This is a genomic window from Pseudorhodoferax sp. LjRoot39 (genome assembly GCF_964253035.1).
Classification (GTDB): domain Bacteria; phylum Pseudomonadota; class Gammaproteobacteria; order Burkholderiales; family Burkholderiaceae_C; genus Pseudorhodoferax.
The window spans coordinates 5,036,963-5,063,330 of the sequence record NZ_CAXUQL020000001.1 but is presented as its reverse complement, the minus strand read 5'-3'; the positions used below and the strand labels follow the sequence as shown (position 1 = coordinate 5,063,330).

Here is a 26,368-nt window from a genome sequence, read left to right as displayed (position 1 = left end):
GCCTTCGGCACAGCGGAACACCGGCTTTCGCAATCGCTGATTGCCGGGGCGGCCGGCGCGCGGGATGATCCGCGGCTTCTGACCAGGAGACGCCGCCCATGCCTTCCATTTCCGCGAGCCGCCGCGCGCTGCTGGCCCTGGCCGCCGCTTGCGCGCTGCCGGCTGCTGCCCAATCCGGCTTCCCGTCGCGCCCCATCGTGCTGGTCGTGCCCCAGGCCGCCGGGGGCACCAACGACATCGTGGGCCGCCTGGTCGGCCAGAAGCTCGGCGAGGTGCTGGGCGGCAGCGCGGTGGTGGAGAACCGGCCCGGCGCAGGCGGCAACATCGGCACGCAGTATGTGGCGCGCGGCCCCAAGGACGGCCATACGCTGCTGATGACCATCAGCAGCAGCCAGGCCATCAACCCCTCGCTGTACAGGAACCCGGGCTTCGACCCCGCGCGCGACTTCGTGCCGTTGGGCCTGGTCGGCGCCGTGCCCAACGTGCTGCTGGTCAACCCGGCGTTTCCGACCCAGAACCTCACCGAGTTCCTGGCGCTGGCGCGCAAGAGCGGCGACGCCTTGCAGTACGCGTCGGCCGGCAACGGCACGTTGAACCACCTGCTGGGCGAGATGCTCAACAGCATGGCCGGCCTCAAGCTGCAGCACGTGCCGTACAAGGGCGTGGCGCCAGCCTTGAACGACGTGCTGGGCGGCCAGCTGCCCATGCTCTTCGCAAGCCTGCCCTCGGCGCTCTCGCACATCCAGGCCGGCAAGCTGCGGGCCATCGCCGTCAGCGGCGCCAAGCGCTCGCCGACCCTGCCCAACGTGCCGGCCATCGCCGAGGCCGTGCCCGGCTACGACGGCCAGCTCTGGATCGGTCTGTTCGCACCCACCGGGCTGCCGGCGCCCGTGCAGGCTCAGCTGGAGGAGGGCATGCGCAAGACCATGGCCGCCAAGGACCTGCGCGACAAGCTGGAGCAGCAGGGCGTGGAGATCGCACCGCCGACCACGCCTGCGCAGTTCGCCGCCCTGCTGCAAGACGACCTGGCCAAGTGGGCCCGCATCGTCAAGTCCTCCGGCGCTTCCGTCGACTGATTTCCTCCGCTTCATTTCGTCTGCTCCCACCATGACCCTCCCGCTCCAAGGCATCACCGTCGTCTCGCTCGAGCACGCCATCGCCGCCCCGTTCTGCACCCGCCAGCTGGCCGACCTGGGTGCGCGCGTGATCAAGGTCGAACGGCCCGAGGTGGGCGACTTCGCGCGCGCCTACGACCAGCGCGCCCGGGGCCTGTCGTCCCACTTCGTCTGGACCAACCGCTCCAAAGAAAGCCTCACGCTGGACCTGAAGCATCCCGACGCCATGGCCGCGCTGAAAAAGCTGCTGGCGGGAGCCGACGTGCTGGTGCAGAACCTCGCGCCCGGCGCCGCCGCGCGCATGGGGCTGGACTACGCGACGCTGAGCCAGGTGAACCCGCGCCTGGTGGTCTGCGACATCTCCGGCTACGGCGAGGATGGCCCCTACCGCGACAAGAAGGCCTACGACCTGCTGATCCAGAGCGAGGCCGGCTTCCTGTCGGTGACGGGCACGCCGGAACAGCCGAGCAAGGCCGGCAACTCCATCGCCGACATCGCCGCAGGCATGTACGCCTACACCAACATCCTGGCCGCGCTGCTGCGCCGCGCCAGCACGGGCGAGGGCGCGCACATCGACGTGTCCATGCTGGAGTCGCTGGCCGAGTGGATGGGCTTTCCGATGTACTACGCGTTCGACGGCGCCACGCCGCCGCCGCGCAACGCGGCCGCGCACGCCACCATCTACCCCTACGGCCCATTCCAGGCCGGCGATGGCGGGACGGTGATGCTGGGCCTGCAGAACGAGCGCGAGTGGAAGGTCTTTTGCGATGTCGTGCTGCGCGACACGCCGCTGGCGACCGAACCGCGCTTTGCCAGCAACGCCCAGCGCAACGCCAACCGCGCCGCACTGGCCGCGCGCATCGACGAGACCTTCATGGCGCTGTCGACCGACCAGGTGCTGGCAAGGCTCGACGAGGCGCAGATCGCCAACGCCCGCATGAACGACATGGCCGGCCTGTGGGCGCACCCGCAGCTCAAGGCGCGTGCGCGCTGGCAGACGGTCGGTTCGCCGGCCGGCGACCTGCCGGCGCTGCTGCCGCCGGGCCGCAGCAACCGCTGGCAAGCCCGGATGGACGCGGTGCCGGCCGTCGGTGAGCATACGGACGCGCTGCTGCGCGAAGTCGGCCTGGACGACGCCGCCATCGCCGCGCTGCGTGCAGCCGGGGCGGTCTGAAGCCCGGCCGGCCACCCCCCTTTCCCCCAAGACAGGAGACTCCATGCGCTTGTGTTCCCCCACCGGTATCCGCCGCTCCGTGGCCGTCGCCGCCGCCTTGCTGCTGCAGGGCGCGGCCTGGGCCCAGTCCGCCTGGCCCGAGCGGCCCGTGACGATGGTCGTGCCGTACTCGGCCGGTGGGCCGACGGACGTGGTGGCGCGCATGCTGGCCATTCCCATGGCCAAGACGCTGGGGCAACCGCTGGTCGTCGAGAACACCGTGGGCGCGGGCGGCACCATCGGCCCGGCGCGCGTGGCCAAGGCCCAGCCCAACGGCTACACCATCCTGATCCACCACATGGGCATGGCGACCGCGCCCGCGCTGTACAAGAAGCTGCCCTACGACCCCCTGAAGGACTTCGAGTACATCGGCCAGGTCATGGACGTGCCCATGACACTGCTCTCGCGCAAGGACTTCCCGGCCAACACCTTCCCCGAGCTGCTGGCCTATGTGAAGCAGCACAAGGACAAGGTCACGCTGGCCAATGCCGGCATCGGCGCGGTTTCGCAGCTGTGCGGCATGCTGCTGGCCCATCAGATCGGCGTGGACCTGACCACCGTGCCCTACAAGGGCGCCGGCCCCGCGTTGGCCGACATCATGAGCGGCCAGGTCGACCTGATCTGCGACCAGACCACGCAGACCGTGCCCGTCATCAAGGACGGCCAGCGCGTGAAGGTGTTCGGCGTGACCACGCCCAGGCGCCTGGCCAGCCTGCCCGACGTGAAGACGCTGGACGAGCAGGGCCTCAAGGGCTTCGACGTGAAGGTCTGGCACGGCGTGTACGCGCCCAAGGGCACGCCGCCCGAGGTGCTCGCCAAGATCAACCAGGCCCTGCGCAGCGCGCTGCAGGACGACATGGTCAAGCAGCGCCTGGCGGACCTGAGTTCGGAGATCGTGCCCATGGACAAGGTCACGCCCGAGGGGCTGCGCAGCCACCTCGTGGCCGAGACCGAGAAGTGGGGCAAGGTGATCAAGGCGGCGGGCGTCAGCGCCGAATAGGCGCAGTGGCCGCCCGCCCGGCGGTCAGCGCAGGCCGCCGCCGCCGGCCTCGTCTGCGCGCTGGATCAACTCAACCTTGTAGCCGTCCGGGTCGGTGACGAAGGCGATCACGGTGGTGCCGCCCTTCACGGGGCCGGCCTCGCGCGTGACCTGGCCGCCAGCCGCCTTGATCCGTTCGCAGGCCGCGTAGGCATCGGCCACGCCCAGCGCGATGTGGCCGTAGGCCGTGCCCATCTCATAGCTGTCCACGCCCCAGTTGTAGGTCAGCTCCAGCTCGGCGTGGTCCGGGTTGTTGCCGTAGCCGACGAAGGCCAGCGAGTACTTGTACTCGGGGTTCTCGGAGGTGCGCAGCAGCTTCATGCCGAGCACCTGGGTGTAGAAGTCAATCGAGCGCTGGAGGTTGCCAACGCGCAGCATCGTGTGGAGTAATCGCATGCGGCCATTGTGCCGCGGCACCTTCATCCGCGTGCTTCGAACACCAGGCAGGTGGTGGTGGCGTGGGCGTAGAGCTTGTCGTCCGGTCCCACGATGCGGGCTTCGGCGGTAGCCAGTTGGCGGCCACTGTGGACCACCTTGCCGATGGCGCGCAGCGGGCCGCTCTTGACGGTGGCGGCGCGCACGATGTTCACACCCAGTTCTGCCGTGGTGTAGCCGCGTCCGGGCGGCATGGTGGTGTGGATCGCGCAGCCCAGCGCCGAATCCAGCAGGGTGGCGAACCAGCCACCGTGCACGCTGCCCAGCGGGTTGTAGTGCATGAGCTGCGGCGTGCCCTGGAATACCGCGAGGCCGTAGCCGACCTCGACCAGGCCGAAATCCAGTGTCTCGGCGATGTGCGGGTAGGGCAGCTCGCCTGCCAGCATGGCCTGCATGATCTGAAGGCCGGTCTTGCCCGCCACCTGCTCGGGCCGCGCCAGGCCGGGCTTGCCACCGCCCGCGTGCATGCGGTGCTTGGCGGCCTCGAATTCCTGCTCCCAGCGGACGCGGGCTTCTTCTTCCGTGCTCATGTCTTCTCCATCGATTGCAGCCACAACTGTTGTAGCTACAATGATTCTATGGGAACCGTGCTCCAAGCCAAAGCCATGCCGCAGGGTTGCACCCATCTGCAGCTGCGCCAGCTGATGCGCCGCGTGGCAAGGCTGTACGACGCCGAACTTGCCCAGGTCGGGCTCAAGACCACGCAGTTCTCGCTGCTCACGGCACTGGACAAGCTCGGCCCGGCCCAGCCTGGCGCTTTGGCACGCCAGTTGCGCCTGCAGCCGTCCACGCTCACGCGCAACCTGCAGCCACTGGTGGCGGCCGGCTGGGTGGAGCAGGGACCCGGCAGCGATGGCCGCAGCCGGCTGGTGACGCTGACCGAAGCCGGCCGCGCCAAGCGCGCCGAGGCGCGCCAGCGCTGGAAGAAAGCCCAGCTGGAACTGAACCGCCTGCTGGGCGATGCGCGCGTGGCGGCGCTGCATGCGCTGTTGCAGGAATCGCTGGCGCTGCTGGCGCCGGAGCCGCTGGAGGCCGCCGAAGACGTGGCCTGACAAGCCGTGAACGAACCACCTGTCAACGATGCAGGCCGACGCCAAGGTGCCGGCAAAGGCGCCAGTTGGTCCGCGGGTCACATCGCGCGGGCAGACACGGCGCGCAGCCGTGGAATGTGTTGGCGTCCTGTTGCGCGCGTGTACGGCCTCATGCGGGGGCGTATGCCCCTGAATTCATGCCGCTGGCTTGATCCCCAGGCTGCGCATGCGCATCAAGTTGTGCGCCAAGGCGTGCCACAGCAGCACAGCGCGCGCTTTGACCATGCCGCAGACGTTGAAGCGGTGCAGACCGCGTCGCCTGAGCTGCGCGTTGGCGCATTCGACGCTGGCGCCACGCCAGACGTACAGGTCCTTGGCGAAGTCGCTGGTCATGAATGCGCGCCACTGGGCTTGCGCCGCGGTGTCGGTGCCTTTGGGCGCCAGGCTGTCGATGCTCGGGTTGCGGCTGCGCGGCGGCGGCACCACCGGCTGGGTGCCGCGCTCGGTCAGCTCGTCGATGGCGGCAAGCTTGGTGAAGCCCCCGTCTGCCAGCCAGTGCTGCGGCGTGGTGGCGTAGCGCTGCTGGAGGTCTTGGTGTACCGGAGCCATCTGGCCCATGTCGCTGCCGCTGTTGGTGATGGCGACCGCGGCGATGAGTTGGGTCTGGACATCAACAGCCAGTTGCGCGTTCAAGGCCGGGCGAAAGCCTCCATCGGCCATCTTCATCACGCGCGCCTGGGGATCGGTGGTGCTCACGCGCGGTTCGGGTTCGGGCTTGACCGCAGCGGTGCATGTGCCACCGGGGGTTCATCGCCCGGGGACTGCCTGGACCGCTTGGCCGCTTTGGGCTGGGCCGGCGTCTTGCGCTGCAGCTTGCCCATCGTGGCCACAGCGGCCGCCAGGCATTGCTCACGCTCGCGCGCAGCGCGCTCGATGGCCGCTTGCTTGCGCCGCGCACTGGCACCGGCGTCCTCGCGCAGTTCGCGCTTGAGCGCACGGACCTGCTCTTGCGCTTGGGCGTGCAGTTCGGCCAGCTTGTCGCGGCGGCGAAAGCTGGAGGCCTTGGCGTGCGCACGCACGCGCAGTCCGTCCTGTGCCACGACATCGAGCGTGACCAGCCGGCGCTCGAGCAGCGAGGTGATCGAGCGCGTCAGCTGCGTGTCCAGCCAGGCTTCGTGCTCGGTGCGAAAGTCTGCCAGCGAGTGGTAGTTCACGCCCACGCCACCGCAGATCCAGCGGTAAGCGTCATCGCGCTCGCACAGCCGATCGATCTCGCGTGCCGAGCCTACGCCGTCCACCGTGGCCCACAGCCACAGCGCCACCAGGATCGCAGGGTCGATGGCTGGAGCGCCACCGCGGCTGCCAGCCGACTTGATGCGCGCATACAGCGGTGCCAAGTCCATGGTCTGCACGAAGGCCCACACAGTGCGCGCCGGGTGCGCAAGCCCCAGCATCGCGTCCAGGTCGACGGGGCGCAGTTCCACCTGGTTGCGCACCGGCGACATCACCCGTGGTGCGCCTTGCGCGCTGGCCGCAACCTGCACCGGCGCTTCGCCGCTTGCCGACAGTTCCCCTTGCCCGAACAAGCCTGGCTGGGCTTGTTCAACTGTGTTCCTGGTCTTCGCCGTGCTCATGCACTGAATGATCGCTCAGGTGCGCGGTTCGTTCACACCTTCTGAGGCGGCCGGACGGCCAGCCGGGCCCGACGCGCGGCGCCCCGGGGTGCAGGCCCTGGTGTGGCGCTGTGCCAGCATGGTCTACTGTGAACATGCCCCCGCCCGACATTCCCCCCGACAGTGTCCGGCCGCCGCCGGCGGGGCCGCCGGACCCGGAGTTCGACTGGATGCTGGCGCCGTTGCTGCAGGGGCTCGGCGTGCTGGCCGAGCAGGAGCCGCTGCGCAGCGCGGTGGCCCAGAGCCAGCAGCGCTTCCTGGAGATGGCTGGCCGCACCGACCTCACGGCCCACACCCGCGCCAAGCAGGAAAGCCGGCGCGATGCGCAGGACCGCATCCGCATCGCCCAGCTGCAGCAGGAATTCGCCGCGCTCGATGTCCCCTTGCAGTCGCTGATGGACCGCGCCGTGCAGCGCACGCAGGAACTGCTGAACGCCGACGGCATGTCGCTGGAACTGGCCGATGAAGCGGGCGTGCTGGTGATCGCGGCGGGCTCCGGCCTGCTGCGCGAGCAGGTCGGACGACGCGCCAACATGGAGATCAGCCTGTCGGCCAAGGCCCTGGCCCAGGGCCGCGTGATGATCAGCGACGACACGCTGTTCGACGACCGGCTGGACCGCGCGCGGGCCCGGGCCGATGGCGTGCGCTCCATGATCATCGCGCCGCTGCGTTCGGGCGAGGGCATGGTCGGCGTGCTGCTGGCAGTCTACGCCGCGCCCCAGGCCTTCTACGACCGCGACATCGGCAACGTGCAGATCCTGGGTGAGACGCTGGGCGTGACGATCGACCGCCACCGCATGCACGCCCGGCTGCGCGAGGCGGCCGACAAGTACCGCGCGCTGTTCGACCTCAACCCGCAGCCCATGTTCGTGACCGAGATGCCGACGCTGCGCGTGCTGGCCGTGAACCGCAGCGCCGCCCAGATGTACGGCTATGAGCCGCAGGAGCTGCTCGGCAGGCCCATGACCGACCTGCGCGCGCCCGGCGAGACGGCGCCGCGCGTCGTCATGCCGGGCGACGCCTTCGCCAACCTGCGGCTGCGGCACCGCCGCAAGGACGGCAGCGAATTCGATGTCGAAGTCTCCGGCACGACGATCGACTTCGCCGGCCGGCCCGCCCGCCTGGTGCGCAGTCTGGATGTCAGTGCGCGCCTGCGTGCCGAGGCCGCGCTGGCCCGCGTGAGCCGGGCCCAGCGCATGCTGTCGGCCTGCAACGAGAGCCTGGTCCGCGCCAGCTCGGAGCAGTCGCTGCTGGAAGAGTTGTGCCGCATCACGGTGGACATCGGCGGCTATGCCATGGCCTGGGTCGGCTTCGCACGCGACGATGCCGAGCGCAGCGTCGAGCCGGCTGCCAAGGTGGGCGACGAGCGCGGCTACATCGGCAGCTTCCCGATGAGCTGGGCTGCCGACAGGCCGGCCGGACAAGGCCCGGTGGGACTCACGATCCGCACGGGCCAGCTGATCATCGTGCCCGACGTGGAGAACGACCCGCGCTGCGCGCTCTGGGCGCCCAACGCCCTGGCGCACGGCTACCGCGGCCTGGTCTGCCTGCCGCTGCGCGACGGCGCGCGCACCTTCGGCCTGTTCTACCTGTACTCGGGCGAGGTGGCGACGCCGACCGAGGACGAGGTCACGCTGCTGCAGGCGCTGGCCGAGGACCTGGCCTTCGGCCTCGTGACGCTGCGCGCGCGCGAGCAGCAGCGCCTCACGCAGGAGGCCCAGCAGCGCGTGCAGACGGCCATGCTCAAGGTGGCGGCCGCGGTGTCGGCCAGCACCGGCACGGAGTTCTTCGAGCAGCTGGCACTGAACATGGCCGACGCGCTGGGCGCGCAGGCCAGCTTCATCGCCACGCTGGGGCCGGAGTCGATGGTGGCGCGCACGCTGGGTGCGGTGGTGCACGGGCAGGTGCGGCGCAATTTCGACGCGCCGCTGGCCGGCAGCCGGCTGGCCGGCCTGCTGGGCAGCGGCGCCTACGTGGTCACCGAAGGCGTGGCCGAGGCCTTTGCACCGTATCCGCTGCTGGCCTCGATCGGGGGGCAGGCCTATGCCGGGCACAGCCTGTTCGACGCGAACCAGCGCGTGAGCGGCTTCGTGCTGGTGGTGTTCGCCGAGCCGCTGCGCCACCAGGAATTCCTGGCCTCCACGCTGCGCATCTTCGCCGTGCGCGTGGCCGCCGAGCTCGACCGCCGCCAGGCCGACGAGCACATCCGCCACCAGGCTTCGCTGCTGGACAAGGCGCGCGACGCCATCGTCGTGGCCGACACCGAAGGCCGCGTGCAGTACTGGAACAAGAGCGCCGAGCGGCTCTACGGCTGGCGCGCCGAAGAGGCCATGGGCCAATCGGTGGCCAGTCTGCTGTTCGAGGACGAAACCATGGGCGGCCACGCCCATGAGGAACTCATGGCCAGCGGCGAATGGAATGGCGAGGTGGCGCGGCGGCGCAAACTGGGCCAGGCCGTGCAGGTGGAGGCGCGCTGGACGCTGGTGCGCGACGAGCAGGGCGTGCCGCGCTCCGTGCTCATGATCGACACCGACATCACGCAGCGCAAGCAGGCCGAGGCCAAGATCCAGAAACTGGCCTTCTACGACGGCCTGACCAGCCTGCCCAACCGCCAGCTGCTGCAGGACCGGCTGCACAAGGCGCTGGCCAGCTGCGTGCGCCACCGCACCGGCGGCGCGCTGCTGTGCATGGACCTGGACAACTTCAAGACCCTGAACGACACGCTGGGCCACGACAAGGGCGACATGCTGCTGCAGCAGGTGGCGATGCGCCTGGTGTCCTGCGTGCGCGAGGTCGACACGGTGGCGCGGCTCGGGGGCGACGAGTTCGTGATCGTGCTGGAGGAACTCAGCGCCGTGCCGCAGGAGATCGCCGTGCAGGCGCGCCGCGTGGGCGAGAAGATCCTGGCCGCGCTGGCCCAGCCCTACCGGCTCGAAGGCTACGAACACCAGAGCACCGCCAGCATCGGCGTGGCCAGCTTCAGCGCCGGCACCGAGAGCGCGGGCGATCTGCTCAAGCAGGCCGACATCGCGATGTACCAGGCCAAGGCGGCTGGCAAGCACACGCTGCGCTTCTTCGACCCGGGCCTGGAGGCGGCTGTGACGGCGCGCGCGGCGCTGGAGGGCGACCTGCGCCAGGCCTTCGTGCAGCGCGAGTTCTTCCTGCAATACCAGCCGCAGGTCGATGGCGCAAGCCGCATCACGGGCGTGGAGGCGCTGGTGCGCTGGCGGCACGCGGCACGTGGCCTGGTCTCACCGGCCGAGTTCATCCCGCTCGCGGAGGAGACCGGCATGATCCTGCTGCTGGGGCACCGCGTGCTGGAGATCGCGTGCCGGCAACTGGCCGAATGGGGCCGGCAACCGGCGCTGGCGGGTCTGACCATGGCCGTCAACGTCAGCGCGCGGCAGTTCCGGCACAACGAGTTCGTGCGCCAGGTGCGCTCGGTGCTCGACCAGACCGGTGCCGACCCGCAGCGGCTCAAGCTCGAATTGACGGAGAGCGTGCTGGTGGACGACATGCAGGCCATCGTCTCCAAGATGGACGCGCTGAAGGACCTCGGTGTGCGCTTCGCGCTCGACGACTTCGGCACCGGCTACTCCTCGCTGGCCTACCTCAAGAAGCTGCCTCTGGACCAGCTCAAGATCGATCAGTCCTTCGTGCGCGACGTGCTGGTGAACGCCAACGATTCGGCGATCGCGCGCACCGTGATCCGGCTCGCGCAAAGCCTGGGCCTGAACGTGATCGCCGAAGGCGTGGAAACGGCCGCGCAGCGCGACTTCCTGGCCAGCGAGGGCTGCCAGGCCTTCCAGGGCTATTTCTTCAGCCGCCCGCTGGTGGCCGAGGCGCTGGACCGGCTGCTGCGCGAGCAGGGCGTGGCCGGGCCCTGAGCGACTTCAGGCGGCCTGCGCGCCGTGCCAGGCCGCCGAGAACGCGCGGGCGTCCTGCGCCACGGCCACTGCGCTCTTGCCGGGCTTGTACAGCGCCGAGCCGATGCCGCAGCCGGCCGCGCCAGCGGCGCGCCACTCGGCGATGTTGGCCACCGAGACACCGCCCACGGGCAGCAGCGGCGTGCCGGCCGGCAGCACGGCCAGCAGGGCTTTGACCACGGCGGGCGAGCCCATCTCGGCCGGGAACAGCTTGAGCCCGTGCGCGCCGGCCGCGAGCGCGCCGAAGGCCTCGGTCGGCGTCAGGATGCCGGGCAGGCAGACCATGCCCAGGCGCACGGCCTCGCGCACGACCTCGGCCTCGAAGTTGGGCGCCACCACCAGGCGGCCGCCAGCGCCGTGCACCTCACGCACCTGGGCCGCCGTCAGCACGGTGCCCGCGCCGACCAGCTTGGCCGGGTGGCTTGCGGCCAGCAGCGCGATGCTGTCCAGCGGCTGCGGCGAGTTGAGCGGCACCTCGAGCATGGCGAAGCCGGCGGCATCCAGCGCCGCGCCGATGGCGGGTGCCTCGGCCGGCGTCAGGCCGCGCAGGATGGCGACCAGGGGCAGGGTGCGCATGGCTGCGCTCAGGAGATCGTGGGTGGGCATGGGGTCAATCCAGGGTGCGGGCCAGGGCATGCAGCCCGGCCCAGGTGGCTTCGGCACCGAGCCGGCGGCTTGCAACGCCGTGGACTTCGAGCGCGAGCGCGTAGCGGGCTGCGAGCGATTCGGAACCGATCAGCACGATCGGCGCATCGGGCCTGGGCGCGGCGCCGTGCAGCTCGGCGCCGATCACGAGGCCGGAGAGGTAGCTGGCCATCCTGTCGGCATCCAGCTGGCCGAACAGCGTGAGCGCGCGGGCGCCGAAGGCGTGGTGCAGCAGGCCGCCCGCATCGCGCGCGCGGGCCACGCCCTGTACGAAGGCGGCCTCGTCGAACGGGGCCTCGGCGTTCAGTGTGCGCGCGAGGATGGAATGCTGGCTCAGCAGCGCATAGACCTCGCCGGTCATGAAGCTGCGAAACCCGGTCACGCGGCCGGCCTCGGCCTGGGCCCATTTGCTGTGCGTGCCGGGCAGCACGAACAGGCCGTCGGCCTGGCCGCTCAGCCGCATGGCGCCGAAGATCTGCACCTCCTCGCCGCGCATTACGTCGGGCAGGCCGCCCTGGTCCATGGACAGGCCGGGCACGATGGCCACCGGGCTGCGTGCACCAGGCACCCAGGCCAGCTGTGCTGCGAGTTCGGCAAAGCCGGCCGGGCAGGGGCAGTAGGGCGCTTCCAGCCAGCCCTGGCGGCTGCCAGCCATGCCGGAGACCAGGCAGAGCGCGCTTTGGGCGCGCCAGTCGCCGAAGCACTCGTCGAGGACGGCCTCGAAGCCGCCGGCAGGCACGCTCAGGATGCCGCGCGCCAGGCCGCGCTGCTCCAGCACCTGGCCGTCGGCCGCGATGCGCGCGCCGCGCAGCGAACTCGTGCCCCAGTCGATGGCGAGCAGCGGAAAAGAAGGGGAGGGCATGGGCGGCGTTTATACCGCGCCCGCACTGCAGGCCAGACGCGACAATGCCGGGCTTTCCGAGGACTTCCCAGATGCCCCACTTTCGCAAGACGATTCTGTTCACCGACACCGATGGCCGCGCCCGCTTCAAGGAGGAAGACGTGGCACTGGACGAAGGCACGCCGCAGTCGGCGCTGTCGGCGCTGCGGCCCAGCGGCGGCTACCAGCTGCGCGAGAGCCCGGTGGGCTTTCGCAGCCAGTTCCATGTGACGGTCACGCCGCAATGGGTGGTGATCTTGTCGGGCCAGATGGAGATCGGCCTGCAGGACGGAAGCTCGCGCGTCTTCGGTCCTGGGGAGCACTTCTATTCGGCCGACGTGCTGCCGAGCGGTAGCACCTTCGACGCCAGCGTGCACGGGCATTGGAGCCGCCAGGTCGGCGACCAGCCCCTGCGCACGCTGTTCATCAGGGACTGAGCCGAGTCAGCGGCCGTAGCCGCCGCCGCCACCGAAGCCGCCGCGGGAACCGCCGCCGCCGCCGTGGCCACCGCTGCGGCCGCCGCGACCGCCACCACCGCCGCCGAAGCCGCGGTTGCGGCCACCGCCGCCCATGCTGTCCACGCTGGTGCGCATCGGATCAGGCTGACCGCCTGCGGTGCTGCGCGGTGCCGGCTTGGCACGGCCGCCCAGCGTGGAAGTGCGCAGCGGATCGGGCTGGCCGTGGCCGCCACCCGCGCCGCCACCGTTGCCGCCGTAGCCACCACCGCCGCCTGCGCCGTTGTGGCGCGGGCCATTGTGGCCGCCGGCCGGGCGGCCGCCACCGCCTTGCGGTCCGCGTTGCTGCTGGCCCTGCGCCGAGCGGCCTGCACCGTTGCCGCCGCCTTGGCCACGGCCGGCACCACCACCGCCACCGTTCTGGCCCTTGTTGTCGCGCATGCGCTGCATCATCTCGCTGCGCGCGGCCTTGGCCGCGGCCGCCATGACTTCACGGCTCGGCGGTTTGCCTGCACCGCCCCACAGGGTCTGGCGGCCCATGGCGATGGGCTCGCCCTTCTCGCCGGGCTCGGGGCCGAAGCCTTCCAGCACCTGCACCGGGATGCGCTGCTTGGTGAAGTCTTCGATGTCCTGCATGAAGCCTTCCTCGTCCATGCAGACCAGGTTCACGGCTTCGCCGCTGGCGCCGGCGCGGCCGGTGCGGCCGATGCGGTGCACGTAGTCTTCGCTGACGTTGGGGATCTCGTAGTTCACGACGTGCGGCAGCTCGTCGATGTCGATGCCGCGGGCCGCGATGTCGGTGGCCACCAGCGCACGGATGTCGCCGCTCTTGAAGCCGGCCAGTGCCTGGGTGCGGGCACCCTGGCTCTTGTTGCCGTGCAGGGCCATGGCGGTCACGCCGTTCTTGGCCAGGAACTCGGCCACGTGGTTGGCGCCGAACTTGGTGCGCGTGAACACCAGCACCTGGCTCCAGTTGTGCTGCTGGATGATGTGCAGCAGCGCGGCCTTCTTCTTGGCGCGGCCCACGGGGTGGATCACCTGCGTGATGCGCTGCACCGTGGTGTTGCGCGGCGTGACCTGGATCGATTGCGGGTCGCGCAGCAGCGTGGCGGCCAGCTCGCGGATCTCGTCGCTGAAGGTGGCCGAGAACAGCAGGCTCTGCTTGGCCTTGGGCACCACGGCCAGCACCTTCTTCACGTCGTGGATGAAGCCCATGTCCAGCATGCGGTCGGCTTCGTCCAGCACCAGCATCTGCACCTGGCCCAGGTCCAGCACGCCTTGCTGCAGCAGGTCGAGCAGGCGGCCGGGGGTGGCCACCAGCACATCCACGCCGGCCTTGACCTTGTTGATCTGCGGGTTCATGCCCACGCCGCCAAAGACCACGGTGGAGCTGAGGTTCAGGTACTTGCCATAGGTCTGGACCGATTCCTCGACCTGGGCGGCGAGTTCGCGCGTGGGCGTCAGCACCAGGGCACGGATGCCCTTGCCGTTGAACTTGTTGCGCGGGGCTTCGGATTGCGAGAGGCGCTGCAGCAGCGGCAGCGTGAAGGCGGCGGTCTTGCCGGTGCCGGTCTGGGCGCCGCCCAGCAGGTCGCGGCCTTCGAGGATGACCGGAATGGCCTGGGCCTGGATCGCGGTGGGAGTGTCGTAACCCTGCTCGCGCACGGCTTGCAGGATGGCCGGAGCCAGGTTCAGTTCGTCAAATGTCATGGACAACAATGGGGCACCCTTCCAGGGCGCTATGGAATCGGCCTGTCGCGATGGGGAGCCATCGCACCAGTCTTAGGCAGACGTATTGGATTGAGAGTAGGGCGTCGGCTGCAGCAGTGATGCGCGAACCCCCCCAGCAGAGTGCTGGTGCGATGGCCAACTGGAAGGCCACCGACCGGCGCATTGTCGCACGCAGACGATAATCCCCCATTCGGCCGGTCTCACGGCCCTTCTTTTTTGCTCTGTCCAGGACCTTCTGCATGGCCCAGTACGTCTACACCATGAACCGCGTCTCCAAGACCGTGCCGCCCAAGCGGCAGATTTTGAAAGACATTTCGCTCTCCTTTTTCCCGGGCGCCAAGATCGGCGTGCTGGGCCTGAACGGCTCCGGGAAGTCCTCGCTGCTCAAGATCATGGCCGGCGTCGACAAGGAGTTCGAGGGCGAGGCCATGCCGATGGCCGGCCTGTCGATCGGCTACCTGGAGCAGGAGCCCAAGCTCAACCCCGAGCACACGGTGCGCGAGGCCATCGACGAAGCCATGGGCGAGGTCAACGCCGCCAAGGCACGGCTCGAAGAAATCTACGCCGCCTATGCCGAGGAAGGCGCCGATTTCGACGCGCTGGCGGCCGAGCAGGGCCAGCTGGAAGCGGTGATCGCCGCGGCCGGCACCGATTCGGAGCACCAGATCGAGATCGCCGCCGACGCGCTGCGCCTGCCGCCATGGGACGCCAAGATCGGCCTGCTGTCCGGCGGCGAAAAGCGCCGCGTGGCGCTGTGCAAGCTGCTGCTGTCCAAGCCCGACATGCTGCTGCTCGACGAGCCCACCAACCACCTGGACGCCGAGTCGGTGGAGTGGCTGGAAGTGTTCCTGCAGCGCTTCAGCGGCACCGTGGTGGCCATCACCCATGACCGCTACTTCCTGGACAACGCGGCCGAGTGGATCCTGGAACTGGACCGCGGCCGCGGCATCCCATGGAAGGGCAACTACAGCACCTGGCTGGAGCAGAAGGGCGAGCGTCTGGCGCAGGAGCAAAAGAGCGAGGAAGCCCACGCCAAGGCCTTGAAGAAGGAACTGGAATGGTCGCGCCAGAACCCCAAGGCGCGCCAGGCCAAGAGCAAGGCGCGGCTTGCGCGTTTCGAGGAACTGTCGGACGTCGACTACCAGAAGCGCAACGAGACCAACGAGATCTTCATCCCCGTGGCCGACCGCCTGGGCCAGCAGGTCTTCGAATTCAAGGACGTCAGCAAGAGCTTCGGCGACCGGCTGCTGATCGACAAGCTGAGCTTCAACATCCCGCCCGGTGCCATCGTCGGCATCATCGGCCCCAACGGCGCCGGCAAGTCCACGCTGTTCAAGCTGATCGCAGGCCGGGAGCAGCCCGACAGCGGCGAGGTCGTCGTCGGCCAGACCGTCAAGATGGCCTTCGTCGACCAGCACCGCGACGAGCTGGCCAACGACAAGACCGTCTGGGAAGACATCTCGGGCGGCCTGGACATCATCAACGTCGGCAAGTTCCAGATGGCCAGCCGCGCCTACGCGGGCCGCTTCAACTTCAACGGCCAGGACCAGCAGAAGAAGGTCGGCAACCTGTCGGGCGGCGAACGCGGCCGACTGCACTTGGCCAAGACGCTGATCCAGGGCGGCAACGTGCTGATGCTGGACGAACCGTCGAACGACCTGGACGTGGAAACCCTGCGCGCGCTCGAAGACGCGCTGCTGGAATACGCCGGCACCGTGCTGGTCATCAGCCATGACCGCTGGTTCCTGGACCGCATCGCCACCCACATCCTGGCGGCCGAAGGCGACTCGCAATGGGTCTTCTACAACGGCAACTACCAGGAGTACGAGGCCGACAAGAAGCGCCGCCTGGGCGAAGAGGGCGCCAAGCCCAAGCGCGTGCGCTTCAAGGCACTGAAGTAATCAGTCGCCCGGGTCCAGTCGGCGTGCCAGGACCCGCTTGCGCGCGGCATGGATGTTGTGCCGCAGCGCGTACAGCTCGTCCGCGTAAGACAGCGGCACCGCCACCTTGTCGACCACGCGGTCGAGGTGGTCCAGCTGCTCCAGCAGCCGGTCGGGCGATGCGTCGGCATCACCGGTGCGCGCCTCGATCTCGCGCAGTTGCGCGTACCAGCGGAACACGCGCTTGCGCACCCGGAAGATGTAGAGCGGCGGCACCACGCGCGACAGCGGCAGCAGCAGCACCAGCAGGCCGCCCAGCACCAGCCACATGCGTTCGACCAGGTTGCTGGCCCAGAACGGCAGGTAGCGCTGCCAGAACGGCGGCTGACCGTTGATGGCGCGGTCGCCCTCGCTGCTGACGGGCAGTTCGCTGGTGCGCGTGTTCGGGAAGTCGCGCACGCGGTTGAACCAGCCGGCACCGCCATGGATGCCTTGCGCGGCCTGCGCCAGCAGCTGGCGCAGGGCGGGATGGGTCTGCTCACGCACCAACAGCGACGTCGTCGCCGCCAGCATGGACACGTCGTCGACCGGCAGGTCCTTGGCCAGGTCGACGATGCCGCGCGGCAGGCGCACGGACGAGAAGAACGGGAAGATCCGCGTGTAGGCATCGCTCTGGCGCAGGTCCACGAGCGCGACACCGGGTGCGCGCAACAGGCGTTGCACCAGCGGTGACTCGGGGGCCGAGGCCAGCACCATCACGTCGAGCAGGCCGCCTTCCAGCGCCTCGGTGGCCGGGCTCTGCGCCAGGTGCGAGACCTGCATGGCGGCCGGGTCGAGCCGGTTGGCGCGCAGCATGCGCTCCAGGATGTCGGGCACGCCGCTGCCGGCCTTGTCCACGTTCACGCGCAGGGGCGCGAGCGCGGCCAGCGACTGCAGCGGGCCGGCGCGGCGCTGGGCCGGGCGCAGCGCGTCGGGCCGGTAGAAGATCCACAGCGGCTCGTAGAACAGCGCGCCCAGGGACTGCAGGCCAGCCTCCTCGTCGGCCACCGGGTCGGCGCTGCCGCCGCGCACGAAGGCCGCCTCGGCCTCGCCGCGGCGCAGCAGTGCGAGGTTGTCGAGCGAACCGTCCGTTGGCACCAGCTCCACCGTGATGCCATGGCTGCGCAAGGCATCGGCGTAGCGCTGGCCGAAGGCCGCGTAGGCGCTGCCGGCCGGGCCAGTGGCCAGCCGCAGGCTGGTCGGCGGTTGCGGCTGCAGGTACCAGTAGGCCGCGGCCAGGATGGCGATGGGCAGCAGCACCAGCGGGCCGGCCGAGACCAGCAGGTCGCGCAGGCCCAGCAGTGCGAGCCGCAGCGTGCGTGGCAGGGATGTCATGGGCGGGCGAAGTCGCGTGCCGCTGGCAACTGCAGGTCGCCTACGCGCACCGCCTCGGCCGCCCACACGGCCTGCAGCACGGCCCGAGCCACGGCCTCTGCCGCCATCGTCGCCAGCACCATCATGCCCGGCGAAGGCGACGGCGCGAGGCCCGTGGCCAGCGCGAACACCGTGTCGCCATCCGACATGGTGTGCACCGGGTTGATGGTCCGGGCCAGCCCGTCGTGGCCGGCCTGGGCCAGGCGGTGCGCCTGCGGCTTGGTGATGGCCGCATCGGTGGCGATCACGGCCAGCGTGGTGTTGGTGCCGGCCAGGATGGGGCGGGGCGCCTCGCCGGCCAGCAGTGCGCGGCGTGTGTCCAGTAGCGCCCGGCCATCGACCGTGCGCGCACCGGCGATCACGCGGCCCGTGGCCGGTTCGACCACGTCGCCGAGTGGGTTGGCGGCTACCAGCGCGCCGACGGTCACGCCGTCCACGCTGACGCTGGCCGTACCGATGCCACCCTTCATGGCGCGCGCCGCGCCGAACACCTTGCCCACCATGGCACCGGCGCCGGCGCCCACGTTGCCCTGGGCCGGTGCCGCGCCGCTGGCAGCGGCGCAGGCGGCATAGCCGGCGGCGGCGTCGGGGCGGATGCGGGCGTCGCCCAGGGGCAGGTCGAACAGCACGGCAGCCGGCACCAGCGGCACGGTGGCGAAACGCACGTCCAGCCCCACGCCTTGCTCTTCGAGCCAGCGCATGGCGCCGTCGGCCGTGGCCAGGCCGAACGCGCTGCCGCCGGCCAGCATCACCGCGTGCACGCGTTCGACCAGGTTGGACGGTGCCAGCAGGTCGGTCTCGCGCGTGCCGGGCGCTGCGCCGCGCACGTCCACGCCGGCCACGGCGCCGCCGCGCGCCAGCACCACGCTGCAGCCGGTCGGTCGGCGGGAATCGGTGAAATGGCCGACCTCGATGCCGGCCACGTCGGTGATGGCGCCGGCATGGGCCGGCCAAGTAGGCGAAGACATGGGCGGCGATTATGGGCGGGCCGGCCCCCGCGATATGTCCTTAAATTGGTGATAAATGCGCAGATCAATTGGACGGTATTGGCAATAATGAAGCCTTCGCCACACGCGCTTGCGGACCAGACGGGGCTGCACGGTTCGATGAGCTTTCTTCCCACCTCATACGACGTCTGGGGCGTCCTGGCCTCCGTGCTGATTGCCAGCGCGGCGTCCTACGTGACGCTGGATCTGGCACGGCGCGTGCGTCAGCCTGATCGGCTCACGGCGCTGCTGTGGTGGCTGGGTGGATCGCTGGTGATGGGCACCGGCATCTGGTCCATGCACTTCGTCGGCATGCTGGCGTTCTCGCTGCCGATCCAGCTGGGCTACACGCCCGGACTGACGGCCGTCTCCTTCGTCGCGGCGGTGCTCACCTCGGGCGTTGCCCTGGGCATTGCCAGCCTGGGGCGGCTGGGCCTGGTGCGCGTGCTGGTCGGCGCCGGTGTCATGGGCCTGGGCATCTGTGCCATGCACTACATGGGCATGGCGGCGCTGGACATGGCGCCCGGCATCGTCTGGAACATGGGCTGGGTAGCGGCCTCGGCGGTGATCGCCGTCGGCGCCTCTGCGGTGGCGCTGTGGCTGTTCTTCTGGCTGCGCGGTTTCCAGGGCCTGCGGGGCTGGATCTACCAGATCGTGGCCGCGGCCGTGATGGGCCTGGCGATCGCCGGCATGCACTACGCAGGCATGGCGGCCGCCTCGTTCCCGCAGGACGCTGTCTGCCTGAGCGTGGACGCCCTGGGCGGCCGCGGGCTGGCCATCGCGGTGGGTGTGGCCTGTGTGCTGCTGTTGCTGCTGACGCTGGGGGTTTCCTCGTGGGATTACCGCATGCAGCGCCGCACGGCCAGGCTGTCGTCTTCGCTGCAGGCAGCCAACGCCGAGTTGCAGTCGGCCAACGACGAACTGCACCGGCGCGCCTTCAGCGACCCGCTGACCGGCCTGCCGAACCGGTTGCTGTTCGAGGACCGGCTGGCCCACGCCCTGTCGCGCCATGAACGCGCCGACGAGAGCATTAGCCAGCGCAAGGCCGAGCGCATCGGCGTGCTGTTCATCGACCTGGACGGCTTCAAGCCGGTCAACGACATCTTCGGCCACGCCGCCGGCGACGCGGTGCTCCAGGCCGCGGCCGGCCGGCTGCAGCAACTGGCGCGCAGCAGCGACACGGTGGCACGCGTGGGCGGCGACGAATTCCTGCTGCTGGTGGAGGACGCCGGCAGCGTGGCCGACTGCATGACGCTGGGCGGCCGCGTAGCGCAGGCCCTGAGCCAGCCCTTCGACGTGGCGGGGCGCAGTGTGCAGATCGGCTGCTCCATCGGCGTGGTGGTCTACCCGGACCAGGGCGAGCGCAACAAGCTGGTCGCCAATGCGGACGCCGCCATGTACGTGGCCAAGCGCAACGGCGGCAACAGCTGCGCGCTGTTCGAGGCCCACATGGACCGCGGCGCCGGCGAACAGCTGAGCCTGCTCAGCGACCTGCGCCAGGCCTTGGCGCGTGGCCAGTTGGCCCTGCACTACCAGCCCAAGATCGATGGCAAGCGAGGCCAGGTGCACGGGGTGGAGGCGCTGCTGCGCTGGCAGCATCCCGAGCGCGGCCTGGTGGAGCCCGAGGAGTTCATCCCGCTGGCCGAGCGTTTCGGCCTGATCAACCAGCTCGGCGGCTGGGTCATCGAGGAGGCCTGCCGGCAGATGCATGCCTGGGCCGACCAGGGCCTGCGCATGCGCGTGTCGGTGAACCTGTCGGTGCACCAGCTGCGCGAGAGCGACCTGGTGCAGCGCATCGAGCAGGCGCTGCAGCGCAACTTCGTGCCGGCCTCGCAGCTGCTGTGCGAGATCACCGAGTCGGTGGCCATGGAGGACATCAAGGCCACGCAGCGCACTTTCGACAACCTCGCGCGCATCGGCGTGTACCTGTCGATCGACGACTTCGGCACCGGCTACTCCAGTCTGAGCTACCTGCGCCAGTTGCCGGCCCGGCAGCTGAAGATCGACCGCAGCTTCGTGCAGGACCTGGAAAGCAGCAACGACGCGCGCGCTGTGGTCGACGCGGTGATCCGCCTGTCGCACGCCCTGGGCCTGCGCGTGGTGGCCGAGGGCGTGGAGACAGCGGCGCAGAACGACATCCTGCTGCAGATGGGCTGCGACGAACTGCAGGGCTACCACTTCGCACGACCGATGTCGGCACAGGCCCTGCAGTCCTGGGCGCAGGATGGTGACAACCACCGCAGTGCCGGCAACGCTCCACTGGCGTTTTCCGACTCGGTGCTTGGCAAGGTCTGATGCTCGGAAAATCGCACAAAAGTTTCGACTGAATGGTACGATTCCAGTAACAAATAGAAGCCGCACTGCGCAGTCCGCGTGGGAGCGCGAGGCTGGAGGTGTTCCGATGCTCTATCTCCCGACTTCGCACGATCCCTGGGGCGTCCTGGCCTCGGTGGTGATCGCTGCGCTGGCGTCCTATGTCGCACTCGACCTGGCCGTGCGGGTGCACCGGCCGGAGCGGGTGGCAGCGTTGCTGTGGGGATCGGGGGGCTCGCTGGTGATGGGCGTCGGCATCTGGTCCATGCACTTCATCGGCATGCTCGCCTTCTCTTTGCCCACCCGGCTCGGCTACAGCTATGGCCTGACCCTGGCATCGCTGTTGGCGGCGGTGCTGACTTCGGCCGTGGCGCTGGGCGTGGCCAGCCTGGGACGTCTGGACGCGACACGGCTGGTGGCCGGCGCCCTCGTCATGGGCACGGGCATCTGCGCCATGCACTATGTCGGCATGGCGGCGCTGGACATGTCGCCCGCCATCGTCTGGGATGCGGCCTGGGTGATCGCCTCGGCCATCATCGCGGTGGTGGCCTCGGGCGTCGCGCTGTGGCTGTTCTTCTGGCTGCGCAGCTTCGACGACCTGCGGCGTCGGCCCTACCAGTTCGGTGCCGCCGCCGTCATGGGCCTGGCGATTTCGGGCATGCACTACGCCGGCATGCAGGCCGCGGCCTTTCCCGAGGGCACGGTCTGCCTGAGCGTGGACGCGCTCGGTGGGTCCGGCCTGGCGGTGACGGTGGGCCTGGTCTGCGCGTTGCTGCTGGCCGCGACGCTGGCACTGGCCGCGCTGGACAGCCGGGTACAGCGCAACACCGCGTCGCTGGGAGTTGCCCATGAACGGCTGCGGACGGTGGAATCGGCCAACGACGCACTGCACCGGCGCGTGTTCAGCGATGCGCTGACGGGTTTGCCGAACCGCCTGCTGTTCGAGGACCGGCTGTTGCACGCCCTGCAGCGGTACGACCGCGCGGCCGAGCGCGGCGGCACGCGCAAGCCCGAGAAGATCGGCGTGCTGTTCATCGATCTGGACGGCTTCAAGCCGGTCAACGACATGTTCGGCCACGCTGCCGGTGACACCGTGCTCAAGGAGGCCGCGGACCGGTTGCGGCGACTTGCCCGCAGCAGCGACACCGTGGCGCGCATGGGCGGCGACGAGTTCCTGTTGCTGGTGGAGGATGCCGGCAGCGTGGCCGACTGCATGGCGCTTGCGGCGCGCGCGGTGCGCGTGTTGGACGCGCCGTTCGAGGTGGGCGGGCGCACCGTGCGGGTGGCCGGTTCGGTCGGCGTGGCGGTCTACCCGGACCATGGCCTGCGCGACAAGCTGGTGGCCAATGCCGATGCGGCCATGTACGCGGCCAAGCGCAACGGCGGCAACGGCTGCGCCCTGTTCGAGGCGCACATGGACCTGAACACCGGCGAGCAGATGAGCCTGCTGAGCGACCTGCGCCAGGCCGCGGCCCGCGGCCAGTTGGTGCTGCACTACCAACCCAAGATCGATGGTCGGCGCGGGCAGGTCCACGGCGTGGAGGCGTTGCTGCGCTGGCAGCATCCGGTGCACGGCATGGTGGCGCCGGACCGGTTCATCCCGCTGGCCGAGCGTTTCGGCCTCATCAACCAGTTGGGGGCCTGGGTCATTGAAGAGGCCTGCCGGCAGATGGCGGCCTGGGCCCGCGAAGGCCTGCACATGCGTGTGTCCATCAACGTCTCGGTCCACCAGCTGCGCGAGCCCGATCTGGTTCAGCGCATCGGCCGGGCGCTGCAGGCACACGCACTCGCGGCCTCGCAGCTGCTCTGCGAGATCACCGAGTCGGTGGCGATGGAGGACGTGCAGGAGACCCAGCGCGTCTTCGACGACCTGGCGCGCATCGGCGTGTTCCTGGCGATCGACGACTTCGGCGTCGGCTACTGCAGCCTGAGCTACCTGCGCCAGCTGCCGGCGCACCAACTCAAGATCGACCGCAGCTTCGTGCGGGACCTGGAACAGAGCAAGGATGCGCGCGCCGTGGTCGATGCCGTGATCCGGCTCGCGCATGCGCTGGGTTTGCGCGTGGTCGCCGAAGGCGTGGAAACCGCTGCCCAGAGCGAGATCCTGCTGCGCATGGACTGCGACGAACTGCAGGGCTACCACTTCGCCCGGCCCATGCCGGCCGAAGCCTTGCTGGCATGGGCTCGCGGACAGGGCCAGGGCCAGCCGGAGCAGCCGCTGGTGTTCACGCCCTCGGTGCTCGGGACGCTGTGAGGCGCGGCCTCAGCGGTTGCGCGACTTCATCGCGCGCTCGACCTCGCGCTTGCCTTCGCGGTCCTTGATGGTGTCGCGCTTGTCGTGCTCGGCCTTGCCCTTGGCCAGCGCGATCTCGCACTTCACGCGGCCGTCCTTCCAGTGCAGGTTCAGCGGCACCAGCGTGTAGCCCTTCTGCTCGACCTTGCCCGTGAGACGCTTGATCTGCTCCTTGTGCAGCAGCAGCTTCTTGGTGCGCACGGCGTCGGGGTTCACATGCGTGGAGGCCGAGCGCAGCGGGTTGATCTGGCAGCCGACGATGAACATCTCGCCGTCGCGCACGATCACGTAGCCGTCGGTCAACTGCACCTTGCCTTCGCGCAGGGCCTTCACTTCCCAGCCTTCCAGCACCATGCCGGCCTCGTACTTCTCCTCGAAGAAGTAGTTGAAGGCGGCCTTCTTGTTGTCGGCGATGCGGGAGGAGCTTGCTTGGGGTTTCTTGGCCATGGCCTGTGCAGGTGGGGACAAACGCCTGCGAAGCAAGCCTGTCTAGAATCCGGCGGAACCCGTGATTCTATGAAAACCGTCCAGAAGTCCGTCCTGATCTGGTACAGCGCCGAGCAGATGTTCGACTTGGTGGCCCAGGTCGACCAGTATCCCCAGTTCCTGCCCTGGTGCGACCGCGCCGCCGTGCTCGAGCGGCACGCGGACGGCATGACGGCCGAGGTCGGCATCGCCTTCGCCGGCATCCACCAGAGCTTCACCACGCGCAACACCCATGTGCCGGGCCGGCAGATCGGCATGCGGCTGGTCAAGGGGCCATTCTCCAAGCTCGAGGGCGACTGGAGCTTCCAGCCCGTAGGCGACGGCACGCAGGGCGCCTGCCGCGTCGGGCTGGAGCTGCGCTACGGCTTTTCCAGCATGGCGTTGGGTGCAGTCGTCGGGCCGGTGTTCGACCGCATCGCCGGCAGCCTGGTCGACGCCTTTGTCAAGCGCGCCGAGCAGGTCTACGGCGGATGACGGCATCCATCACCGTCGAGGTGGTGGCGGCCGCCGGGCCGCGGCAGGTGCTCGAGACCCGTGTGCAGTTGCCGTCCGGCGCCTGCCTGGCCGACGCCTTGCGGGCGGCCCAGGCGCAGCAGGCCTTCGCAGGTCTGGTGCTGGCCGAGATGCCCACCGGCATCTGGGGGCGCAAGGCCACGGCGGCGCAGCGTCTGCGCGATGGCGACCGTGTCGAGTGCTACCGGCCTTTGCTGGTGGATCCCAAGGTGGCACGGCGCGAGCGTTTCGCGCAGCAGGGTGCGCGCGCGACGGGCCTGTTTGCCAAGCGCCGGCCAGGTGCCAAGGCGGGTTACTGAAGCTGGGCGTTCGGCGCGCAGTCGCGCGCGATGATGTCCTGCGTGCGGCGCGTCTCGGCGGCGCGCTGGGCATCGTCGAGGAATTCGCGTTCGCCCTGGGCGTTGGTGCGCGTGATGCGGATGCCCGAATCCAGGCTGGCCTTGTTCTGCCGCGCGCGCGCGCAGTTTTCGGCGCGGGCCTTGGCCTGCACCTCCTGCGCGGCCTTCTGTTTGGCGGCTTCGGCGGCCTCGGCCTGCTGGCGGCGCTGCTCAAGTTCCTTGTCCTGGCCGCTGGGGGGGGCGGGCAGGGCGGCGGCAGGTGCCGAGGCCGCCGCCGGAGCGGGCGCCGCAGCGCGCTGCGTGCCGCTGGGCCGCTGCACGATGTTCCTGTCGGGAATGTCGGCCGGCGGCGGCCGGTCGCTGAACACCGGCTTGCCATTGGCATCGCGCCACATCCATTGGGCCGCGGCCGGCATGGACAGGGCCGTTCCAAGGGCAAGCAACAGAGCAACCGCAGTGCGCATCGGGGCAGTGTAGCGGTCTGCTTCCGCGCAAATCTCACGCGGGTACAATCTTTTTTTTGGAGCTTTCTCATGCGCCTCCTCGGAAAAGCGCTCACCTTCGACGATGTGTTGCTGGTGCCGGCGTTCTCCCAAGTCCTGCCCAAGGACACGTCCCTCGCGACGCTCTTCTCCCGCAACATCAAGTTGAACCTGCCGCTGGTGTCCGCTGCCATGGACACCGTGACCGAGGCGCGCCTGGCGATCGCCATCGCGCAAGAGGGCGGCATGGGCATCGTGCACAAGAACCTCACGGCGCAGCAGCAGGCCGCCGAAGTGGCGCGCGTCAAGCGCTACGAGTCCGGCGTGCTGCGCGATCCGGTGGTGATCACCGCGGACCATACGGTGCTGCAGGTGATGCAGCTGTCCGATGAGCTGGGCATCTCGGGCTTCCCGGTGCTGGAGGGCGGCAAGGTCATCGGCATCGTGACCGGCCGCGACCTGCGCTTCGAGACCCGCTACGACGTCAAGGTCCGCGACATCATGACGCCGCGCGAGCGGCTGATCACCGTGCCCGACGGCACCACGCTGGTCGACGCGAAGGCGCTGCTCAACAAGCACAAGCTCGAGCGCCTGCTGGTCGTCAACGACGCCTTCGAACTCAAGGGCCTGATCACCGTCAAGGACATCACCAAGCAGACCAGCTTCCCGAACGCGGCGCGCGATGCCTCGGGCCGCCTGCGCGTGGGCGCCGCCGTCGGCGTGGGCGAGGGCACCGAGGAGCGGGTCGAGGCGCTGGTCAAGGCCGGTGTCGATGCCATCGTGGTCGACACCGCCCACGGCCACAGCAAGGGCGTGATCGAGCGTGTGCGCTGGGTCAAGCAGAACTACCCGCAGGTCGACGTGGTCGGCGGCAACATCGCCACTGGCGCGGCCGCGCTGGCGCTGGTGGAAGCCGGCGCCGACGCGGTCAAGGTCGGCATCGGTCCGGGCTCGATCTGTACCACGCGCATCGTGGCGGGTGTCGGCGTGCCGCAGATCATGGCGGTGGACAGTGTGGCCACGGCATTGCAAGGCTCCGGTGTCCCGCTGATCGCCGACGGGGGCATCCGCTACAGCGGTGACATCGCCAAGGCCATCGCAGCCGGCGCCCACACGGTGATGATGGGCGGCATGTTCGCCGGCACCGAAGAAGCACCCGGCGAAGTGATCCTGTTCCAGGGCCGCAGCTACAAGAGCTACCGCGGCATGGGCAGCATCGGCGCCATGCAGCAGGGCAGCGCAGACCGCTACTTCCAGGAAGCGACCACCGGCAACCCCAACGCCGACAAGCTCGTGCCAGAGGGCATCGAAGGCCGCGTGCCCTACAAGGGTTCGATGATCTCCATCGTCTACCAGATGGCTGGCGGCGTGCGCGCCAGCATGGGCTACTGCGGCTGCGCCACCATCGAAGAGATGCGTAGCCAGGCCGAGTTCGTGGAGATCACCACGGCCGGCATCCGCGAGAGCCACGTGCACGACGTGCAGATCACCAAGGAAGCGCCGAACTATCGGGCAGAATGA

The 26,368-nt window shown here is 69.6% G+C and carries 21 protein-coding genes and 1 pseudogene; 12 read left to right on the top strand and 10 right to left on the bottom strand.

The features are described 5' to 3' along the window. Positions 1-98: 98 nt before the first annotated feature. Genes ACSQ4M_RS23570 through ACSQ4M_RS23560 form a run of 3 tightly spaced genes read left to right on the top strand, consistent with a single transcriptional unit; the run spans position 99 to position 3,328 of the window. Positions 99-1,076 carry a tripartite tricarboxylate transporter substrate binding protein gene (locus ACSQ4M_RS23570; protein WP_436191835.1) on the top strand — a complete coding sequence of 326 codons (978 nt, stop codon included), beginning with the start codon at positions 99-101 and terminating at the stop codon, positions 1,074-1,076. A gap of 31 nt (positions 1,077-1,107) precedes the next feature. Further along, positions 1,108-2,289: a CaiB/BaiF CoA transferase family protein gene (locus tag ACSQ4M_RS23565; RefSeq protein ID WP_436191834.1), complete on the top strand. Its 1,182-nt coding sequence runs from the start codon at positions 1,108-1,110 to the stop codon at positions 2,287-2,289. Positions 2,290-2,332: 43 nt separating this feature from the next. Continuing rightward, on the top strand, positions 2,333-3,328 hold the full coding sequence (locus ACSQ4M_RS23560; protein ID WP_436191833.1) for a tripartite tricarboxylate transporter substrate-binding protein: 996 nt from the start codon (positions 2,333-2,335) through the stop codon (positions 3,326-3,328). Positions 3,329-3,352: 24 nt separating this feature from the next. Here ACSQ4M_RS23560 and gloA read toward each other — a convergent pair whose 3' ends face one another. Continuing rightward, a complete protein-coding gene (gene gloA / locus ACSQ4M_RS23555; RefSeq protein WP_436191832.1) occupies positions 3,353-3,763 on the bottom strand; it encodes a lactoylglutathione lyase in 411 nt (136 codons plus the stop codon). Between the two features lie 23 nt (positions 3,764-3,786). Continuing rightward, positions 3,787-4,332, bottom strand: coding sequence for a PaaI family thioesterase (locus tag ACSQ4M_RS23550; RefSeq protein WP_436191831.1), 546 nt, complete (start codon positions 4,330-4,332; stop codon positions 3,787-3,789). 48 nt (positions 4,333-4,380) lie between these two features. On the opposite strand from ACSQ4M_RS23550, the gene ACSQ4M_RS23545 reads away from it, so the two are divergent. After that, positions 4,381-4,854 carry a MarR family winged helix-turn-helix transcriptional regulator gene (locus tag ACSQ4M_RS23545; protein ID WP_436191830.1) on the top strand — a complete coding sequence of 158 codons (474 nt, stop codon included), beginning with the start codon at positions 4,381-4,383 and terminating at the stop codon, positions 4,852-4,854. Between the two features lie 174 nt (positions 4,855-5,028). On the opposite strand, the pseudogene ACSQ4M_RS23540 reads toward ACSQ4M_RS23545, so the two are convergent. Further along, a pseudogene (locus tag ACSQ4M_RS23540) lies at positions 5,029-6,338 on the bottom strand (IS1182 family transposase). Positions 6,339-6,601: 263 nt separating this feature from the next. On the opposite strand from ACSQ4M_RS23540, the gene ACSQ4M_RS23535 reads away from it, so the two are divergent. Further along, entirely contained in the window at positions 6,602-10,393 is a 3,792-nt protein-coding gene (locus ACSQ4M_RS23535; RefSeq protein ID WP_436191829.1) for an EAL domain-containing protein, read from the top strand. 6 nt (positions 10,394-10,399) lie between these two features. Here the strand turns inward: ACSQ4M_RS23535 and ACSQ4M_RS23530 are convergent, their stop codons facing one another. Further along, entirely contained in the window at positions 10,400-11,008 is a 609-nt protein-coding gene (locus tag ACSQ4M_RS23530) for a 2-dehydro-3-deoxy-6-phosphogalactonate aldolase (protein WP_436191828.1), read from the bottom strand. 34 nt (positions 11,009-11,042) lie between these two features. Then, positions 11,043-11,939: a 2-dehydro-3-deoxygalactonokinase gene (locus ACSQ4M_RS23525; RefSeq protein ID WP_436191827.1), complete on the bottom strand. Its 897-nt coding sequence runs from the start codon at positions 11,937-11,939 to the stop codon at positions 11,043-11,045. 71 nt (positions 11,940-12,010) lie between these two features. Between ACSQ4M_RS23525 and ACSQ4M_RS23520 the strand changes: the two genes are divergently transcribed. Then, positions 12,011-12,394 carry a hypothetical protein gene (locus tag ACSQ4M_RS23520; protein WP_436191826.1) on the top strand — a complete coding sequence of 128 codons (384 nt, stop codon included), beginning with the start codon at positions 12,011-12,013 and terminating at the stop codon, positions 12,392-12,394. Between the two features lie 6 nt (positions 12,395-12,400). On the opposite strand, the gene ACSQ4M_RS23515 is transcribed toward ACSQ4M_RS23520, so the two are convergent. Further along, positions 12,401-14,122, bottom strand: coding sequence for a DEAD/DEAH box helicase (locus ACSQ4M_RS23515; protein ID WP_436191825.1), 1,722 nt, complete (start codon positions 14,120-14,122; stop codon positions 12,401-12,403). A 260-nt stretch (positions 14,123-14,382) separates the two neighbouring features. On the opposite strand from ACSQ4M_RS23515, the gene ettA reads away from it, so the two are divergent. After that, on the top strand, positions 14,383-16,044 hold the full coding sequence (gene ettA, locus ACSQ4M_RS23510) for an energy-dependent translational throttle protein EttA (RefSeq protein ID WP_436191824.1): 1,662 nt from the start codon (positions 14,383-14,385) through the stop codon (positions 16,042-16,044). Here the strand turns inward: ettA and ACSQ4M_RS23505 are convergent, their stop codons facing one another. Then, positions 16,045-17,397 (bottom strand): TAXI family TRAP transporter solute-binding subunit, encoded by a 1,353-nt coding sequence (locus tag ACSQ4M_RS23505; RefSeq protein ID WP_436191823.1) that lies wholly within the window; start codon positions 17,395-17,397, stop codon positions 16,045-16,047. Then, entirely contained in the window at positions 17,394-18,404 is a 1,011-nt protein-coding gene (locus ACSQ4M_RS23500; RefSeq protein ID WP_436191822.1) for a P1 family peptidase, read from the bottom strand. The genes ACSQ4M_RS23505 and ACSQ4M_RS23500 overlap by 4 nt, the downstream gene beginning before the upstream one ends. Before the next feature lie 138 nt (positions 18,405-18,542). On the opposite strand from ACSQ4M_RS23500, the gene ACSQ4M_RS23495 reads away from it, so the two are divergent. Both ACSQ4M_RS23495 and ACSQ4M_RS23490 read left to right on the top strand, forming a co-directional pair. Beyond that, a complete protein-coding gene (locus ACSQ4M_RS23495; protein WP_436191821.1) occupies positions 18,543-20,717 on the top strand; it encodes a putative bifunctional diguanylate cyclase/phosphodiesterase in 2,175 nt (724 codons plus the stop codon). A gap of 106 nt (positions 20,718-20,823) precedes the next feature. After that, positions 20,824-22,989: a putative bifunctional diguanylate cyclase/phosphodiesterase gene (locus ACSQ4M_RS23490; protein WP_436191820.1), complete on the top strand. Its 2,166-nt coding sequence runs from the start codon at positions 20,824-20,826 to the stop codon at positions 22,987-22,989. Between the two features lie 9 nt (positions 22,990-22,998). Here ACSQ4M_RS23490 and smpB read toward each other — a convergent pair whose 3' ends face one another. Next, positions 22,999-23,475, bottom strand: coding sequence for an SsrA-binding protein SmpB (smpB, locus tag ACSQ4M_RS23485; RefSeq protein WP_056660032.1), 477 nt, complete (start codon positions 23,473-23,475; stop codon positions 22,999-23,001). Positions 23,476-23,544: 69 nt separating this feature from the next. Between smpB and ACSQ4M_RS23480 the strand changes: the two genes are divergently transcribed. Both ACSQ4M_RS23480 and ACSQ4M_RS23475 read left to right on the top strand, forming a co-directional pair. Continuing rightward, positions 23,545-23,988 carry a type II toxin-antitoxin system RatA family toxin gene (locus ACSQ4M_RS23480; RefSeq protein ID WP_436191819.1) on the top strand — a complete coding sequence of 148 codons (444 nt, stop codon included), beginning with the start codon at positions 23,545-23,547 and terminating at the stop codon, positions 23,986-23,988. Continuing rightward, positions 23,985-24,326, top strand: a complete 342-nt coding sequence (locus ACSQ4M_RS23475) for an RnfH family protein (protein ID WP_436191818.1) — start codon at positions 23,985-23,987, stop codon at positions 24,324-24,326. Before ACSQ4M_RS23480 ends, ACSQ4M_RS23475 begins: the two co-directional genes overlap by 4 nt. Here ACSQ4M_RS23475 and ACSQ4M_RS23470 read toward each other — a convergent pair. Next, positions 24,320-24,829: a DUF4124 domain-containing protein gene (locus ACSQ4M_RS23470; protein ID WP_436191817.1), complete on the bottom strand. Its 510-nt coding sequence runs from the start codon at positions 24,827-24,829 to the stop codon at positions 24,320-24,322. The genes ACSQ4M_RS23475 and ACSQ4M_RS23470 overlap by 7 nt on opposite strands. Before the next feature lie 69 nt (positions 24,830-24,898). On the opposite strand from ACSQ4M_RS23470, the gene guaB reads away from it, so the two are divergent. Then, on the top strand, positions 24,899-26,368 hold the full coding sequence (guaB, locus tag ACSQ4M_RS23465; protein WP_056660043.1) for an IMP dehydrogenase: 1,470 nt from the start codon (positions 24,899-24,901) through the stop codon (positions 26,366-26,368).